Raw genomic sequence first — 16876 nt, 5'->3', positions numbered from 1 at the left:
CCGGAAGGGGGTTTCCTCAGGTCGCTTGCGCCCCTAGCATCCCTTCAGACCAACCACCGGGCGCGCGAGGCAGTCCGGGCAGCAACACCAGTGGAGGATACTGCATGGATCGACGTTCATTCCTGACCAAGGCTTCCGTGGGCGGCGTCGCCGCCGGGGCCGCAGCACTTGCCGCGCCCGCCATCGCGCAGGAAGCGCCGACCGTCACCTGGCGCGTCACCTCGTCCTTCCCGAAATCGCTGGACACCATCTTCGGCGCGGCGGAAGTGATGTCGAAATACGTCTCGGAAGCAACCGACGGCAAGTTCACCCTCCAGGTCTTCCCGGCGGGCGAGCTGGTTCCCGGCCTGGAAGCCGCCGATGCCGTGTCGAACGGCACCGTCGAGGCCTGCCACACCGTGCCCTATTACTTCTGGGGCAAGGACCCGACCTACGCGCTTGGCGCGGCGGTGCCCTTCGGCCTGAACGCGCGGATGATGAACGCCTGGTTCTACCACGGCGGCGGCATCGAGATGATGAACGAATTCTACGCCACCCAGAACCTGATCGCCTTCCCCGCGGGGAATACCGGCGTGCAGATGGCGGGCTGGTACCGGAAAGAGATCAACTCGGTCGCCGACCTGCAGGGGCTGAAGATGCGGATCGGCGGCTTCGCCGGCAAGGTGATCGAGAAACTGGGCGTCGTGCCGCAGCAGATCGCGGGCGGCGACATCTATCCGTCGCTGGAGAAGGGCACCATCGACGCCGCCGAATGGGTCGGGCCCTATGACGACGAGAAGCTCGGCTTCTACAAGGTCGCGCCCTATTACTACTATCCCGGCTGGTGGGAGGGTGGCCCGGCCATCGCCACGATGATCAACCTGGCGAAATGGGGCGAGCTGACCCCGGCCTACCAGGCGATCCTGAAGGCGGGCTGTTCGATGGCCAATGCCGACATGCTGTCGAACTACGACTGGAAGAACCCGACGGCGCTGAAATCGCTGGTGGCCAATGGCGCGCAGCTGCGGCCCTTGCCGCAGGATGTGCTGTCGGCGGCCTTCGACGCGGCGCAGGCGACCTATGACGAGGTCTCGGCCACCAACGCGACCTTCAAGAAGATCAAGGACAGCCAGGATGCGTTCCGCCGGGACGCCTATCTGAACGCCCAGATCGCCGAGTACAACTACGACGTCTTCATGATGGCGCAGCAGCAGGCCGGGAAGCTCTGATCCCGCCGCAGGAACAAGAAAGGCCCCGGATCGCTCCGGGGCCTTTTGCTTTGGGAAACCCGGTCAGGGGTTGATGACCGGCGCGCCAAGTTTCGGGCCGGGCAGGGCAGGGGCGACCGTCCCTCCTTCGGCGGGTGCGGTCGTATCCGGCGCCCCCAGGTTGGGCGCCCCCAGCTTGGGTGCCCCCAGCGTCGTGCCACCGGATGGCGCCAGCGTTTGCAGCGTCGGCACCTTGATCTCGATGGTGGCAGGGTCCACCACCGTGCCCTTGTAGTGCATCACCATCGACGGAAAGGCGATGGTGATGCCGATCATCGCCACCTGGATCACCACGAAGGGTACCGCCCCCCAGTAGATCTGCCCGGTCGACACCCCCGCCAGCCGCGCGCCCGTGACCTTGTCGGCGTAAGGCGCGCGCGGCGCGACCGAGCGCAGGTAGAACAGCGCAAAGCCGAAGGGCGGATGCATGAACGAGGTCTGCATGTTCACCGCCAGGATCACCCCGAACCAGATCAGGTCGATCCCCAGCGCCTCGGCCGGGGCGACCAGCAGGGGGACGATGATGAAGGCCAGCTCGAAGAAGTCGAGGAAGAAGGCCAAGAGGAACACCAGCACCGAGACGAAGATCAGGAACCCGGTCACCCCTCCCGGCAGGCTGACCAGCAGGTGTTCCACCCAGACATGGCCGTTCACGCCGTAGAAGGTCAGGCTGAACATCCGCGCGCCAAGGAGGATGAAGATCACGAAGGCGGAGAGCCGCGTGGTCGAGGCCAGCGCCTGCGTGATCACCCCATAGTTCAGCCGCCCCTTCATCGCCGCCAGCACCATCGCGCCCAAGGCCCCCATCGCGCCCCCCTCGGTCGGCGTGGCGATGCCGAGGAAGATGGTGCCGAGCACCAGGAAGACCAGCGCCAGCGGCGGGATCAGCACGATGATCACCTGCTGCGCCAGACGCGACATGCTGTTCAGCTTCAGGGACTTGTCGATCACCGCATAGGCATAGATCACCAGGACGCCCACCGTCGCGCCCAGGATGTCGGCATTCGCGCCTTGCGTCGGCGACAGCCAGACATGCGCCGCGTAGCCGATGCCGATGCAGGCGAGGAGGGCCAGCAGCAGCGAGGTCACGCCATGCCCCAGCGTCCGCGCCTCGGGCGGGAGCGCAGGCACCCAGTCGGGCCGCCAGAGCGAGATGGCGAAGACATAGACCATGTAGAGCCCGGTCAGCACGAGGCCGGGGATGAACGCCCCGGCATACATGTCGCCGACCGACCGGCCCAGCTGGTCGGCCAGCACGATCAGCACCAGGCTCGGCGGGATGATCTGCGCCAGCGTCCCGCTCGCCGCGATCACGCCGGAAGCCACCCGCCGGTCATAGCCATAGCGCAGCATGATCGGCAGCGAGATCAGCCCCATCGCGATGACGGATGCCGCAACGACGCCGGTGGTGGCGGCCAGCAACGCGCCGACGATGATCACCGCATAGGCAAGGCCACCCCGGATCGGCCCGAAGAGCTGGCCAACGGTATCCAGCAGGTCCTCGGCCATGCCGCTGCGTTCAAGGACGATCCCCATGAAGGTGAAGAAGGGAATGGCCAAGAGCGTGTCGTTCGACATCGTCCCCCAGACCCGTTGCGGCATGGTGCCCAGAAGCGACCAGTCCAGCGTGATGTTGCCCGCCGACCAGGGCGCCAGCCAGACGCCGATGGCGAAGAACAGCAGGCCATTGGCGGCCAGCGAGAAGGCCACCGGATAGCCGAGCAGCAGGAAGACGATCAGGCTGCCGAACATGATCGGCGCCATGTTGATGGCGATGAACTCCAGCATCAGCGCTTGTCCCCTTCCGCCAGCTTCGCCACCGTCTCGGCCAGTTGCGCGCCCTCCAGCTGCGCGGCCTCGTGCGCCGAGACGAAGGGATGCGGGTCCTCGATCAGCCCGCGCATGACGGCGATCTTCTTGATGATCTCGGAGATCGCCTGCCCGATCAGCAGTGCGAAGCCCAAGGCAAGGATGGCGCGGGCGGGCCAGATGATCAGGCCACCCGCATTGGTGGAAATCTGCCCCGACCGGAAGGCCTGCAGCGCATAGGGCACCAGAAGCCAGGTCATCAGGACGACGAAGGGCAAGGTGAAGAAGAGATGCCCGAACAGGTCGATCCAGTGCTGCGTCCGTCGGCTGCGGGTGCCGTAGAAGACGTCGATGCGGATATGTTCGTTCTGTTGTAGCGTATAGGCCGCCGCCCCCATGAAGGCCGCGCCGAAGAGATACCACTGCAATTCCAGCAGCGAATTCGACGACCAGTTGAACAGCTTCCGCACGATGGCATTGCCCGAACTGACCAGCACCGCCAGCAGGATCAGCCACATCACCGACCGACCGATGAACGCGTTCACCCGGTCGATCACACCTGAGACGGCAAGCAAGGCCTGCATCCCGAACCCCCCTCTGTTGCCGGCCGCCCTTGGTTCGGCGTGCCCTGCGGGAAGGCTAAGCGATCCCGGCGCGCGCGCCAAGAACTCAACCGCCAGAGGTGTGGATTATTGACGCAGGGTCAGGCCCCGGCCCGACCCTTCAGGCGCTGGCCCACTTCGGCGATGGCTTCGATCACCGGCATGAACTCGCGCCCGAGCGCGGTCAGCGCATATTCCACGGCGGGGGGCGAGGTCTCCATCACCGCGCGCGACAGGATCCCGCGCTCTTCCAGCTCGCGCAGGCGTTCGGTCAGCACCTTGGCCGAAACGAGCGGGATGTCGGCGCGGAGTTCCGAGAAGCGCCGGGGACCCGGGGAAAGATGCCACAGGATCATCGGCGTCCAGGCCCCGCCGATGAAGGCCATGCAGTCCGACAGCGGGCACATCGGATGCGGCATGCGGTTCTTGCGGATCACGGTCATTCGCTTGCCCCTGAAGCGGCTGATCCCGAGATAGTGCTTTCCTCGCGTTACCGCAAGTTACCACGCCAATCGCCCTGGCCCCGATTTCTCGCAGAAATCGGACCGGAGCCTTGAAGGCTCCGCCCTCATCCCGTCGGCGGTCCGATCAGGTCCCAGCGGTTGCCGAACGGGTCGCGCCAGACCGCGACGCTGCCATAGGGTTCGTGCCGGGGCGCCTCCTCGAACGTGACCCCGGCGGCCAGCATCGCGGCATGGTCGCGGGCGAAATCGTCGGTTTGCAGGAACAGGAACACCCGGCCCCCGGCCTGTTTGCCGATGGCGGCCCGTTGCGCCTCGCCTTCGGCCCGGGCCAGCACCAACCGGGTGCCGCCGCCCGCAGGCTCCACCGTCACCCAGCGCTTGCGGCCCTGGTCGATGTCCTGAACCAGCCGGAACCCGAGCGTTCCGACATAGAATGCGAGCCCGGCCTCATAATCCGGCACGACCAGCGCGATGGCAGAGATGCGCGACGTCACCTAGACCCGCGTGTCCGGCAGGCTGATCCGCGCCACCTGTTCGGCGATCGGGTCGACCGACAGCGGGTGCAGGTCGGCAACATGGCTGGCGGGGTTGCCCATCGCCACCCATTCGCCGCCCTTGTAGATTTCCAGCGCCGAGAAACCCGCCTTGTAGCCCATCTTCCGGCTGCCCGGCACCCAGTAGCCGAGGTAGACGTAAGGCAGCCCCGCCTCGCGCGCGATGGCGACGTGGTCGAGGATGACATAGGTGCCAAGGCTCATCTCGGTCAGCGCCGGGTCGTAGAAGCTGTAGACCATGCTGAGGCCATCGTCGAAGACGTCGGTCAGGCAGACCGCCGCCAGCTGGCGACCGCGCTCGCCGTCATCGGCGGGCCTCGTGTATTCGATCACCCGGCTCTTGATCGGGGTTTCCTCGATCATCGCGGCGAATTCGAAGATGTCCATGTCGGCCATGCCGCCATCGGCGTGGCGGTCGTCGAGATAGCGGCGGAAGAGCGTGAACTGGTCCTCCGTCGCCCAGGGGCTTGTCGCGTTGCGCTTCAGCATCGCGCCCCGTTTCAGGATGCGCTTCTGCGTGCGCGAGGGCTGGAAATCCGCCACCCGGATCCGCGCCGAGAGACAGGCCGAACATTCCGCGCAGGAGGGCCGGTAAAGCACGTTCTGGCTGCGCCGGAACCCCTGTTTCGACAGCGTGTCGTTCAGCTTCTGCGCATGTTCGCCCTGCAACGCGGTGAACAGCTTCCGCTCCATCCGCCCCGGAAGATAGGGGCAGGGCTGCGGCGCCGTCACATAGAACTGGGGCGTGAGGGGCAGTGAGTGGCGCATCGGCTTCTGATCAGGGTCGGATCGCACCAGAGCCTAGCAAGGCAAAGGCCATCCGCCAAGCGGCGTCTGCGGGGAAACGAAAAGCCCGCCCGTGCGGGGGCACGGGCGGGGCAGGGAGCAGGTCGGGCGATCAGTATTCGCCGGGCCGCGCCCCCGGTTCGGGCTTCGTCTCTGCCCCGGCTTCGGCGGCATCCTGCGCGGCGGTGGTCCGGGCGCGTTCGTCCATGAAGCTGTCGAACTCGGACTTGTCCTTGGAACTGCGGAGCCGCTGCAGGAAGGTCTCGAACGCCTCCTGCTCTTCCTCCAGCCGACGCAGGGCCTGGGCCTTGTAGTCGTCGAAGGCGCGGTTGCCGGTCGGCTGGCCCGCGCGCATCGCGTGGCGGCCCCAGGCATGATGGTGGTCATGGTGGCGGCGGTGGCCGCAGGAACGTGCGAACATCTGTTTTCCCCAGATCATGTAGGCCAGCAGGGCAAGCCCCACGGGCCAGAAGATGATGAAGCCCAGGACCATCGCGGCGATCCAGGCCCATTTGCCGCGCTGGTCGAGCCAGGCCTCGGAGCGGCGGAAGGCGTTGCGGATCCCGCCAGGCCGGGCGGTGTCGGTCGTCGTGTACATCGGCGGGTCTCCAGTTGATGTGAATGTGTTTCACATGAACGAAGATGGAGCATGCCCGACCGTCACGCAAGGGCGTATGTAAAGTATTTTCACATGAGGCACGGACAGGCCGTTTTCCGCCTATCCGGTGAAGTCCGCGACCCTTGCGCCGGTTGCCTGAAGCAGCGCCCGTGGCGCGGCGCGGAACATGTGGCGGGGCGTGCCCGCTGCGGCCCAAACCTCCGGAAACTCCAGCAGGCGCGGGTCGAAGAAGCCGGGCAGGGGTGTCAGGTGCCCCAGGGGTGCCACCCCGCCGATGGCGAAGCCGGTGACCCGCCGCACGACCTCGACTTCGGCCCGCGACAGCGCCTCTCCCGCCAGCGCTGCCGCCTTGGCAAGGTCCACGCGGTTGCCGCCCGCCGTCAGGAACAGGAACAGCCCGCTTTCCCCCTGGAACAGGATCGACTTGACGATCTGGTCGACCGCGACCCCGGCCTCAGCCGCCGCCGCCTCGGCAGTGCGGATTTCGCCCTTCGCCTCGACCGGCGCATCCGCAAGCCCCGCCGCCCGCAACGCCGCTGCCACGCGGGCCAATGACTTCGACATCTCGCCTCCCTTTGTTGCGCCGAGCCAACCATCCCGGCTTTCCCCGGTCAATCCGTTCAGGCTGTTGACCCTTCCGTCCCGTCGCCGCAAGGTCCGGCCATGACCCTTGCCGCCCGCATCACCCGCACGCCCATCGCCTTCGATCCCGCCGCCGCCGCCGACCTGCGCGCCGACCTCCAGGGCTTCGCGCCCGAGGTGATGGACCTGATGGCCGCCACCGCCGGATGCAGCCCCTACCTGCGCGGCTTGATGCTGCGCGAATCCGACTGGCTGCGGGAGGCGGTGGAAGACCCCGAAGCCGCCCTCGCCACCACCCTCTCCGCCGCCGACAGCCTCGCTGCCGAAGCCCTTCCCCTTGCGCTGCGCCAGGCCAAGCGCCGCGTCGCCCTCCTCGCCGCGCTCTGCGACCTCGGCGGCGCCTGGCCGCTGGAACAGGTCACCGGCGCGCTCACCCGGCTGGCCGACAAGGCGGTCCACCTCTCGCTCACCACCCTCGTTGCCGAGGAAATCCGCCGCGGCAAGCTCCCCGGCGCCACCCCCGACGACGCTGCCACCGCCGGGGGCATGGTGGCCCTCGCAATGGGCAAGATGGGGGCGGGGGAACTCAACTATTCCTCCGACATCGACCTGATCTGCCTCTTCGACGAAACCCGCTATCCGGGCGAGGAGCAGGAGGCCCGCGCCAGCTTCATCAAGGTCACGCGAAGGATGACCGCGATCCTGTCCGACACGACCGACGGCTACGTCTTCCGCTCCGACCTGCGCCTGCGCCCCGACGCCTCCGTCACCCCGGTCTGCCTGTCGATGGCCGCCGCCGAGGCCTATTACGAGGCCGAGGGCCGCACCTGGGAACGCGGGGCCTATATCAAGGCGCGACCCTGCGGCGGCGACGTGCTAGCCGGGGCGCGGTTCCTGAGAACCCTCACCCCCTTCGTCTGGCGCAAGCACCTGGATTTCGTCGCTATCCAGGACGCCCATGACATGCGCCTGCGCATCCGCGACCACCGCGGCCTGCACGGGCCGATCACGGTGGAAGGCCACAACATGAAACTCGGGGCAGGGGGCATCCGCGAGATCGAATTCTTCACCCAGACCCGCCAGCTGATCGCCGGGGGCCGCGACCCCTCGCTTCGGGACCGGACCACCGTGGGCGGCCTCGCCGCGCTGGCCGAAAAGGGCTGGGTCCCGGCCGAGGTGGCCAAGGACCTGACCACGCTCTACCGCGCCCACCGCGAGGTGGAACACCGCCTGCAGATGGTGAACGACGCCCAGACCCATTCCCTGCCCACCACGACGGAAGGCATCGCCCGGATCGCTGCCTTCTGCGGGCAAAGCGAAGGGGACTTCCGCCGCGATCTGCTGGACCGTCTGAACCGCACCGACCGCCTGACCGAGGGCTTCTTCGCCCCCGGCGAGGTGGAAGACGGCCCGCAACTTTCCGACACCGCGCGCGAGATCACCAAGGGCTGGGAAAGCTACCCCGCGCTGCGCTCCGACCGCGCGCAGGCGATCTTCCGCCGCCTCCGGCCCCGGCTTCTCAAGGAACTCGCCAAGGCCGCCAACCCCGACGAGGCGCTGGTGGCGCTGGACGGCTTCCTCGCCGGGTTGCCCGCAGGCGTGCAGATATTCGCTCTGTTCGAGGCCAACCCGACGCTGGTCGAACTGATCGTCGACATCGCAGGCTCCGCCCCCGCGCTGGCCCGCTACCTGTCGCGCAACGCCGCCGTGCTGGACGGGGTGATCGGCGGCAGCTTCTGGGGCGACTGGCCGGGAACCGCGGCGCTGCGCAGCGAACTCGCCGCCCGCATCGCCCCCGCGCCGGACTACGAGGCCCGGCTCGACATGGCCCGGCGCTGGATGAAGGAATGGCACTTCCGCATCGGCGTTCACCACCTGCGCGGCCTGATCGACGGGTTCGAGGCCGGCAAGCACTATGCCGATCTGGCGGAAGCCGTGGTGCAGGTGATCTGGGCCGAAGCGACCAGTGACTTCGCCCGCAAGCACGGGGCCATGCCCGGACGCGGGGCGGTGCTGATCGGCATGGGCTCGATGGGGGCCGCCCGGCTGAACGCGGGCTCCGACCTCGATCTGATCGTGATCTACGACGACCAGGGCGTCGAAGGCTCCGACGGGCCCCGTCCGCTGGCCACGCGTCCCTACTATTCGCGGCTCACGCAATCCCTCGTCACGGCGCTCACCGCCCAGATGCCGGAAGGGCGGCTCTACGAGGTCGACATGCGGCTCCGCCCCTCGGGCCGCGCCGGTCCGGTGGCGACCAGCCTCCAGAGCTTCACCACCTATCAGGAGACCGAGGCCTGGACCTGGGAACACCTCGCCCTGACCCGCGCCCGGGTGCTGGCGGGGGAACCCACGCTGGCGGGCGAGGTCGAGGCCTTCCGCCGCGACCTGCTGGCGGCGAAGGGGCAGGGGGCGCGGGTGAAGCCCGACGTGGCCGAGATGCGCGCGCGCCTCCAGTCGGCAAAACCGGCGCAAGGCGACTGGGACGCGAAGAACGGCCCGGGCCGGATCATGGACATCGAGCTTGCCGCCCAGACCACGGCGCTCATCGCCGGAAGCCCCGCGCGCAGCGTGGAACGCCAGATCGCGGCGGGAGAAGGCCGCCAACTGCCGGTTTCCGACGCGCAGGCCCTCGCCTCCGCCTACAGGCTCATGTGGCGGCTGCACGCTGCGGCGCGGCTCCTGAGCGAGCGCGCGCTGGACTGGGAGTCCTTGGGCGAAGGTGGTCGTGCCTTCATCCTGCGCGAGACCGGGGCAGCGGATGCAGAGGCGCTGGCGCGGGACCTGGCGCAGGCGGTGACAGGGGCAGAGGCCGCCGTGACGCGGCTGGTGGGGACGACGGATGGGGAGACGGGCGATGGAACTGGCTGAGGCCGACCCGAAGGGGCTGGTGCGCGAAAGCTACCGGATCGAGGGCATCACCCCCGGCGAATGCCGGTCGATCTTCATGGACTGGGCGCTGTCGATCCCGGTCGGCCGTTCGGTCCCCGACGCCGTTAGGGTGCTGATCGCAACCTATGCGCTGCCCGAGCCCGGCCACCCGATGTCCGCCGTCCTGCAACAGGCGCTGACCAAACCCGACGCGCCCCGCCGCCGGGGCGGCAGGATCGGGCGGCAGGGCCTGACCGGCTAAAGGTTGCGGGGCAGGGCGGAGGCCTCGCGCGCCAGCCGGGTGATCGCCGCCCAGTCGCCCTTGGCCATCGCCTCCTTCGGCGCGACCCAGCTGCCGCCGACGCAGAGGATGTTCTTCAGGCCCAGGTAGTCCGGCGCGATCTTCAGGCTGATCCCGCCCGTGGGGCAGAACTTCACCTGCGGAATCGGCGAGCCGATGGATTTCAGGTAAGCCGCGCCCCCCGCCTGTTCCGCCGGGAAGAACTTCTGCACGGTATAGCCCTTCTCCAGGAGCGCCATGATCTCGCTGGCGGTCGCGGCACCGGGCAGCAGCGGCAACCCTTCGTCCTCGCAAGCCGCGATGATCCGGTCGGTCGCGCCGGGCGAGACCCCGAACCGCGCCCCCGCCGCCTTCGCCGCCTTCACATCCGCAGGGGTGAGCAGGGTGCCCGCGCCGACGACACCCCCCGGCACTTCGGCCATCGCCCGGATCGCCTCCAGCGCTACCGGCGTGCGCAGCGTGACCTCCAGCGCCGGAAGCCCCCCCGCGACCAGCGCCTTTGCGAGCGGTTTGGCATGGGACAGATCGTCGATCACCAGCACGGGAACGACGGGGGCAAGGCGACAGATTTCGGCAGCTTTCTGCGACTGTTCGGCAGGGGTCATGTTCGGCTCCTTCAGGCCCCGGCGTCGGGGAGGTGGATGGTGCGGGAGCCTCCGGCGGGGATATTTGTCACAAAGATGAAACGGCAGGGGCAGGGTTGACCCCCCATCTCGGGCCGGAGAACCGGGGGAGACGGGGGGCCTTTCACCTTTGGCGGTCATCGGCGTCCCCGCCTGTACCGCATCGGTAACTTATCCCCTGAGTCCTTTCATCTTTGTTAAAATATCCCCGCCGGAGGCAGCGACAGAAGTTGCGGGCGCTCGGCCTGGAGTTACAGGACCAGCGCCGCCCCGGTATCGGCGGGGCCGGCATGGCGGCGGAAGGCGGCGAACAGCTCGCGCCCGATGCCATGTTCGTTGGCGGAGAGGTCGGCCACGACAGGGGCGCGGGTGTCGAAATCGGACGCGAGGACCGTCAGCGTCCCCGCCACGGCGTCCAGCCGCACGACATCCCCATCCCGCAGCCGCGCCAAGGGTCCGCCCGCCGCCGCCTCGGGTGCAACGTGGATCGCGGCGGGCACCTTGCCGCTGGCCCCCGACATCCGGCCATCCGTCACCAGCGCCACCTTCAGCCCGCGGTCCTGCAGGACCGACAGCGTCGGTGTCAGCGAGTGCAGTTCCGGCATCCCGTTCGCCTGCGGTCCCTGGAAGCGCACCACCACCACCGTATCCGACACGAACTCGCCCGCCTTGAACGCTGCCTTCACCGCGTCCTGGCTGTGGAACACCCGCGCGGGGGCCTCGATCACCTGCCGCTCCGGCGCCACCGCCGAGACCTTGATCACCCCGCGCCCGAGGTTCCCTGCCAGAAGCTTCAGCCCGCCCTGCGCCGCGAAAGGCTCCGCCGCCGGGCGCACGATACGGTCGTTCAGGCTCGCCACCGGCCCCGCCCGCCAGCCGAGCCGTCCGCCCTCCAGCACCGGCTCCTGCCGGTAGGACGCCAGCCCGTCCCCCGCCACCGTCTTTGCGGCGCCATGCAACAGCCCCGCATCCAGGAGCTGCCCGATCAGGAACTGCAAGCCCCCCGCCGCGTGGAAATGGTTCACGTCCGCCAGCCCGTTCGGATAGACCTTGGCCATCAGCGGCACCACCTCGCTGAGGTCCGCGAAGTCCTGCAGGTCCAGGATCACGCCCGACGCCCGCGCCATCGCCGGCAGGTGCAGCACCAGGTTGGTCGACCCTCCCGTCGCCATCAGCCCGACGATGCCGTTCACATAAGCCCGCTCGTCCAGGATCTCTCCCGCCGGGCGGAAGTCATTCCCCAGCGCGGTGATCGCTGCCGCCCGATCGACAGCCGCCACCGTCAGCGCCTCGCGCAAGGGCGTGCCGGGGTTCACGAAACTCGCCCCCGGCAGGTGCAGGCCCATGAACTCCATCAGCATCTGGTTGGTGTTGGCCGTGCCGTAGAAGGTGCAGGTCCCCGGCCCGTGGTAGCTGGCCATCTCCGCCGCCATCAGCTCTTCCCGCGTGGCGCGGCCCTCGGCCCAGGCGTTCCGCACCCGGCTCTTCTCGTCGTTCGGGATGCCGCTCGTCATCGGTCCCGCCGGGACGAAGACCGCCGGGACATGGCCGAATGCCGCCGCCGCCATCACCAGGCCGGGCACGATCTTGTCGCAGACGCCCAGATACAGTGCCGCGTCGAAGCAGTCGTGGCTGAGCGCCACCCCCGCCGCCAGCGCGATCACGTCGCGGGAGAAGAGCGACAGTTCCATCCCCGGCTGGCCTTGCGTGACCCCGTCGCACATCGCCGGGACCCCGCCCGCGACCTGCACCGTGACCCCCGCCTTCGCGGCGGCCGCCCGGATCAGCTCGGGGTAGCGTTCGTAGGGTTGATGCGCCGAGAGCATGTCGTTGTAGGCCGTCACGATGCCGAGGTTCGCGATCTTCGCCTCGGCCAGCGCGCCCTTCGCCTCTCCCATCGCCGCATAGGCATGGGCCTGGTTGCCGCAGCTCAGATGCGCCCGGACCGGACCCTTCGCCACCGCCTTGCCCATCCGCTCCAGATACTGCCCGCGCGTCGCCTCCGACCTGGCGCGGATGCGGTCCGTGACGCGGGCAAGGGTCGGGTGAAGCGGCATGGCGTCCTCTGCTTTGCTGACGGGAGGCCTATAGCACCAACTGTTAGCGCTAACAACCGGCATTCGACGGCATTTCGCCACCAGTAGGCCAACCAGAGCGGGAATTGATCGCCGGAAAGGCTCAACTGGCACGAGAAAGCCCGAAAGTCGTCCGAATCTTTACCGCGCCGGGCCAAAAAGCCAACAAACAAACGTGGCACTCATCCGCATCACCCCGATCCTGGAGATGCAGATGAAGAAGATCACCCTTGTCGTTCCCGCCGCCGCCGCTGTCGTCCTGCTGTCTGCAATGGTCATCGCCGCCCCGCAGGCGGGCGCCAGCAAGGACCGGATCGCCTCGGCGCCGGACCGCTCGGAAGCCTTCCAGATCGCCAGCGCCGACTGAGGCAGCCGCCGCAGCCCTGGCCCCTCGGTCGGGGGTATCCCGGATATTGCCTTTGCCGGATGCATGGGGAACACTTCGCCAACGCCTGAAAAGCGGAGCCTCATGATGCGCGCCACCGTCCTGATCCTGATCCTCGCCCTCGGTTCGGGCATCGCCCGGGCCGAGGATCTTGCCGCAACCACAGGGACGGGCGCAGCCTCGGGCATCATGGTCAACTCCTCGATCAGCCTGAACCTGCCACTCCTCGCCGCGGACCCTGCGGCCCGGCAGGCAGAGGAGGAAGGCCATCGCCGTGACCTCTACCAGCGCGCGATCCGGGAATGCGCGGTGCTGCTGGACAGCATCGCCAGTTCCTGCACGATCACCTCGGTCAGCGTGTCGACCCAGGTCAACAGCAACCCCGGCCAGGCTGACTATCTCTATGCCACGGCCAACATCGCCATGCAGGTCGCGCTGAAGTAACCTTCCGGGCGGGCGCGAAAGCGGCTATGCGGGGCCCTGACCAAGGCCGGAAGGGGACCTGCATGACTTCGACCGATGACGACGCCACGCCCCGCGCCACTCCGGTCGTGCGCCTGAAGCCCAAGGCCGAGGCGCGGGCGATCCGGCACGGCTTCCCCTGGGTCTATGCCGACGAACTTGTCACCGACCGGCGCACGCAGGGCCTCGCCCCCGGCGCGCTGGCGGTGCTGGAGGATGGCGAGCGTCGCCCGCTGGGTCTTGTCACGGTCAACGTGAAATCGAAGATCATCGCCCGGATGCTGGACCGCGACCCCGAGGCGGTGATCGGCCAGGCCTGGTTCGCGGCGCGACTGTCGAAGGCGCTGGCCCATCGGGCGCGCCTTTATCCGCAGCCCTTCTACCGTCTGGTCCATGCCGAATCCGATGGCTTGCCCGGCGTGGTGATCGACCGTTTCGGCGAGCTGGCCGTCGTCCAGCCCAACGCCGCCTGGGCCGAGGCGCATCTTGCCGACCTTGTGGCCGCGCTGGTTTCGGTCACGGGCGTCGCGACAGTGATCAAGAACGGCTCGGGCCGGGCGCGGGGCCTCGAAGGTCTGGCCGAGGAAATCGCGGTGGTGCATGGCGCCGCGCCCTCTGCGCCGGTCCCGGCGCCGATGAACGGCGCGACCTACATGGCCGACCTGATGGGCGGCCAGAAGACCGGGCTCTTCTTCGACCAGCGCGAGAACCACGCTTTCGCCGCCCGGCTGGCCAGAGGGGCGAAGGTTCTGGACGTCTTCTGCCACGTCGGCGGCTTCGCTCTGGCCGCGCTGGCGGGGGGCGCCCAGTCGGCGCTGGCCGTCGATGCCTCCGCTCCGGCGCTGGCGCTGGCGGGGCAGGGGGCCCAGGCCTCCGGTTTCGCCGACCGCTTCGCCACCCGGCAGGGCGATGCCTTCGAGGTGCTGGAGGCTTTGGGCCAGGAAGGCGCGCGCTTCGATCTGGTGATCTGCGACCCGCCCGCCTTCGCCCCCGCCAAGCCCGCGCTGGAGGCGGGCCTGCGCGCCTATGAACGCATCGCCCGCCTTGCCGCGCCGCTGGTCGCGCCCGGCGGCTATCTGGTGCTCTGCTCCTGCTCCCATGCTGCCGACCTGCACGCCTTCCGCAACGCCTCCGCCCGCGGCATCGGGCGCGGGGGCAGGCGCGGCCAGATCATCCACACCGGCTTTGCCGGGCCCGACCACCCGGTCCTGCCGCAACTGGCGGAATCCTCCTACCTCAAGGCGCTGGCCTTCCGGCTGGACGGATGAAGGCCGTCCTCGACGCCTGCGTCCTCTATCCCACCGTCCTGCGCGAGATCCTGCAAGGCGCGGGCGAGGCGGGGCTCTACCAGCCGGTCTTCTCCGACCGCATCCTGCGCGAATGGGTGCTGGCAACGGCGAAGCTCGGCCCCGCCGCCCCGGCGATTGCCGAGGGCGAGGCGGCAGTCCTGCGCGGCCTGTTCCCCCGCGCGCTGGTCCGCGAACACCCCGAGATCGAGGCCCGGCTCCTTCTTCCCGACCCGAACGACCGCCACGTCCTTGCCAGCGCCATCGCCAGCAGCGCCGACGCGATCATCACCTTCAACGCGCAGGATTTCCCCGGCCACATCCTTGCTGCCGAGGGGATCACCCGCCGCGACCCCGATGGCTTCCTGTGGGAACTTCACTCGCACCACCCCGACACGATGGCGCGCATCGTCGAAACCGTGCGCGCCAAGGCCGAGGCGATCTCCGGCCAGCCCGTCGCGCTGAAACCCCTCCTGAAACGCGCGCGACTCTACCGGCTGGCGAAGGCGCTGGGGGTCTAGATCCAAATTCCTTAAGCAAGGAATTTGCCAAATTTCTTCCTCAAGAAATTTGCCGCTCACCGCACCCAGCGCGCCTCGTTGGCCTCGATGGCGGCGATCCGTTCCCCGACATGCGGGTGGCTGAGGAGCCAGGCCGGCATTCCCCCGGCCCGGTTCTTCGTCAGCGCATCCAGCTTGCGGAAGAGCGACTTCTGCGGCCCGGTCCCGATCCCCGCCTTGATCAAGAGCGCCGTCGCATAGGCATCCGCCTCGAACTCGTCCCGCCGCGACAGCCTTGCCATCAGCGCGGTGGAGATCAGGTTGGCGATCCAGACCCCGATGAAGGGCAGGAAGCGGCTCAGAAGCGCCGACAGCATCATGAAGACCGCGTTCTGCCCGGTGAAGTCGATCATCCGCCGCCGCATGTGCCCCTGCGCGACATGGCCCATCTCATGCGCGATCACGCTCGCCAGTTCCTCCGCCGTCACCTCGCCCTGCGCCTTCCGGTTCAGGAACCCGCGCGTGAGGAAGATGCGCCCGTCCGGCGCGGCCAGCCCGTTCACCGGCTCCACCTCGAAGACCCGCACCCTGATCTCCGGGATCCCCATCGCCGCCGCCATCCGGTCGGCGAGCCGGGTGATCGACGGATCGGTCAACGGCACCGACTGTTCGTCCAGCATCCGCCGCGTGCGCCAGACCGAAAAGCGCATCATCAGGAACGCGTAGAGGACGACGAGGAGAAGGGGCAGGACCTTGATCATGCCGCCGATATAATCATCCGCGCGCCCGAAGCCTAGCGCAGCTCGCGCACGCCCCGCGCCAGCCCGTCCAGCGTCATCGGCACCATCCGACCCTCGAAGATCCCGCGGATCAGCGCGGTCGAGCGGCTGTGGCCCCAGGCCCGCTCCTCCACCGGGTTGATCCACAGGTGCTGCGGCCATTGCGCCCGCAGCCGGTCCAGCCAGACCGCCCCCGCCTCGCGGTTCCAGTGCTCGTTCGCGCCACCGGGATGGGTCACCTCATAGGGCGACATCGCCGCATCGCCGACCAGGATCAGCCGCCAGTCCGGGCCATAGGTCCGCAGCACGTCCCAGGTCGGGGTCTGGTGGTCCCAGCGCCGCCGGTTGTCGCGCCAGAGCCCCTCATAGACGCAGTTGTGGAAGTAGAAGACCTCCAGATGCCGGAACTCGGCCTTGGCGGCGGTGAACAGCTCCTCCATCACCTGCACATGCGGGTCCATCGACCCGCCGATGTCGAGGAGGAGCAGCACCTTGACCGCATTCCGCCGCTCGGGGCGCGTCTGCACGTCGAGCCAGCCCTGCGCCGCCGTCGCCCGGATCGTGCCGTCCAGGTCCAGCTCCTCCGCCGCCCCCTCGCGCGCCCAGCGGCGCAGGCGGCGCAGCGCCAGTTTCATCGTCCTTGTGCCGATCTCGGCGTCGCCGTCCAGGTTGCGGAACTCGCGCCGGTCCCAGACCTTGACCGCCCGCTGGTGGCGGCTCTGGTCCTGCCCGATCCGCACGCCTTCGGGGTTGTAGCCATAGGCGCCGAAGGGCGAGGTCCCCGCCGTGCCCACCCATTTCGACCCGCCCTGATGGCGCCCCTTCTGCTCGGCCAGCCTTTGCCGCAGCGTCTCCATCAGCTTGTCGAACCCGCCCAGGGCCTTGATCGCCGCGCGCTCCTCGGCGCTCAGATGCCGCTCGGCCAGTTTTT

Annotated in this window: 18 protein-coding genes; 7 read left to right on the top strand and 11 right to left on the bottom strand. The window is 68.6% G+C overall.

The window, feature by feature from the left end:
* The first annotated feature begins 104 nt into the window (after nt 1-104).
* Nucleotides 105-1208 carry a TRAP transporter substrate-binding protein gene (locus tag ACE3P6_RS18525; RefSeq protein WP_374397919.1) on the top strand — a complete coding sequence of 368 codons (1104 nt, stop codon included), beginning with the start codon at nt 105-107 and terminating at the stop codon, nt 1206-1208.
* 63 nt (nt 1209-1271) lie between these two features.
* On the opposite strand, the gene ACE3P6_RS18520 is transcribed toward ACE3P6_RS18525, so the two are convergent.
* From ACE3P6_RS18520 to ACE3P6_RS18490, 7 genes are all read right to left on the bottom strand, one after another.
* The gene (locus ACE3P6_RS18520; protein WP_374397918.1) at nt 1272-3035 is read right to left on the bottom strand and encodes a TRAP transporter large permease subunit; all 1764 of its coding nucleotides are present in this window, start codon (nt 3033-3035) and stop codon (nt 1272-1274) included.
* Nucleotides 3035-3640, bottom strand: coding sequence for a TRAP transporter small permease subunit (locus ACE3P6_RS18515; RefSeq protein ID WP_374397917.1), 606 nt, complete (start codon nt 3638-3640; stop codon nt 3035-3037). Before ACE3P6_RS18515 ends, ACE3P6_RS18520 begins: the two co-directional genes overlap by 1 nt.
* A 119-nt stretch (nt 3641-3759) precedes the next feature.
* Nucleotides 3760-4101: a winged helix-turn-helix transcriptional regulator gene (locus ACE3P6_RS18510; protein ID WP_374376890.1), complete on the bottom strand. Its 342-nt coding sequence runs from the start codon at nt 4099-4101 to the stop codon at nt 3760-3762.
* Nucleotides 4102-4226: 125 nt separating this feature from the next.
* On the bottom strand, nt 4227-4616 hold the full coding sequence (locus tag ACE3P6_RS18505; protein ID WP_374397916.1) for a VOC family protein: 390 nt from the start codon (nt 4614-4616) through the stop codon (nt 4227-4229).
* Nucleotides 4617-5444 carry an arginyltransferase gene (locus ACE3P6_RS18500; RefSeq protein WP_374397915.1) on the bottom strand — a complete coding sequence of 276 codons (828 nt, stop codon included), beginning with the start codon at nt 5442-5444 and terminating at the stop codon, nt 4617-4619. It lies immediately after the preceding gene.
* Between the two features lie 130 nt (nt 5445-5574).
* Nucleotides 5575-6060: a DUF2852 domain-containing protein gene (locus tag ACE3P6_RS18495; protein WP_374397914.1), complete on the bottom strand. Its 486-nt coding sequence runs from the start codon at nt 6058-6060 to the stop codon at nt 5575-5577.
* Between the two features lie 120 nt (nt 6061-6180).
* Nucleotides 6181-6645 carry a YbaK/EbsC family protein gene (locus ACE3P6_RS18490; RefSeq protein WP_374397913.1) on the bottom strand — a complete coding sequence of 155 codons (465 nt, stop codon included), beginning with the start codon at nt 6643-6645 and terminating at the stop codon, nt 6181-6183.
* Nucleotides 6646-6744: 99 nt separating this feature from the next.
* Here ACE3P6_RS18490 and ACE3P6_RS18485 point away from each other — a divergent pair, with 99 nt between their 5' ends.
* Complete coding sequence (locus ACE3P6_RS18485) at nt 6745-9534, top strand: glutamine-synthetase adenylyltransferase (protein ID WP_374397912.1); 2790 nt, start codon at nt 6745-6747, stop codon at nt 9532-9534.
* Nucleotides 9521-9796 (top strand): hypothetical protein, encoded by a 276-nt coding sequence (locus tag ACE3P6_RS18480; protein WP_374397911.1) that lies wholly within the window; start codon nt 9521-9523, stop codon nt 9794-9796. The genes ACE3P6_RS18485 and ACE3P6_RS18480 overlap by 14 nt, the downstream gene beginning before the upstream one ends.
* On the opposite strand, the gene ACE3P6_RS18475 is transcribed toward ACE3P6_RS18480, so the two are convergent.
* Nucleotides 9793-10440, bottom strand: coding sequence for a bifunctional 4-hydroxy-2-oxoglutarate aldolase/2-dehydro-3-deoxy-phosphogluconate aldolase (locus ACE3P6_RS18475; protein ID WP_374397910.1), 648 nt, complete (start codon nt 10438-10440; stop codon nt 9793-9795). The two genes, ACE3P6_RS18480 and ACE3P6_RS18475, sit on opposite strands and share 4 nt — an antisense overlap.
* A gap of 269 nt (nt 10441-10709) precedes the next feature.
* A complete protein-coding gene (edd, locus tag ACE3P6_RS18470) occupies nt 10710-12515 on the bottom strand; it encodes a phosphogluconate dehydratase (RefSeq protein ID WP_374397909.1) in 1806 nt (601 codons plus the stop codon).
* Between the two features lie 193 nt (nt 12516-12708).
* Between edd and ACE3P6_RS18465 the strand changes: the two genes are divergently transcribed.
* From ACE3P6_RS18465 to ACE3P6_RS18450, 4 genes are all read left to right on the top strand, one after another.
* Nucleotides 12709-12900: a hypothetical protein gene (locus tag ACE3P6_RS18465; protein WP_374397908.1), complete on the top strand. Its 192-nt coding sequence runs from the start codon at nt 12709-12711 to the stop codon at nt 12898-12900.
* A gap of 105 nt (nt 12901-13005) precedes the next feature.
* Nucleotides 13006-13362, top strand: a complete 357-nt coding sequence (locus ACE3P6_RS18460; protein ID WP_374397907.1) for a hypothetical protein — start codon at nt 13006-13008, stop codon at nt 13360-13362.
* A 62-nt stretch (nt 13363-13424) separates the two neighbouring features.
* Nucleotides 13425-14648, top strand: a complete 1224-nt coding sequence (locus ACE3P6_RS18455; protein WP_374397906.1) for an RSP_2647 family RNA methyltransferase — start codon at nt 13425-13427, stop codon at nt 14646-14648.
* Complete coding sequence (locus ACE3P6_RS18450) at nt 14645-15187, top strand: RSP_2648 family PIN domain-containing protein (RefSeq protein ID WP_374397905.1); 543 nt, start codon at nt 14645-14647, stop codon at nt 15185-15187. Before ACE3P6_RS18455 ends, ACE3P6_RS18450 begins: the two co-directional genes overlap by 4 nt.
* 56 nt (nt 15188-15243) lie before the next feature.
* Here the strand turns inward: ACE3P6_RS18450 and ACE3P6_RS18445 are convergent, their stop codons facing one another.
* On the bottom strand, nt 15244-15927 hold the full coding sequence (locus tag ACE3P6_RS18445) for a M48 family metallopeptidase (protein WP_374397904.1): 684 nt from the start codon (nt 15925-15927) through the stop codon (nt 15244-15246).
* 32 nt (nt 15928-15959) lie between these two features.
* Nucleotides 15960-16876 (bottom strand): VWA domain-containing protein (locus tag ACE3P6_RS18440; RefSeq protein WP_374397903.1); only part of this gene is annotated, 917 nt, incomplete at its 5' end.

The sequence above is a fragment of the Tabrizicola sp. genome, assembly GCF_041911175.1.
Lineage (GTDB): Bacteria > Pseudomonadota > Alphaproteobacteria > Rhodobacterales > Rhodobacteraceae > Tabrizicola.
The sequence above is the reverse complement of the archived record's forward strand: the minus strand, read 5'-3'. Positions and strand labels throughout refer to the sequence as shown.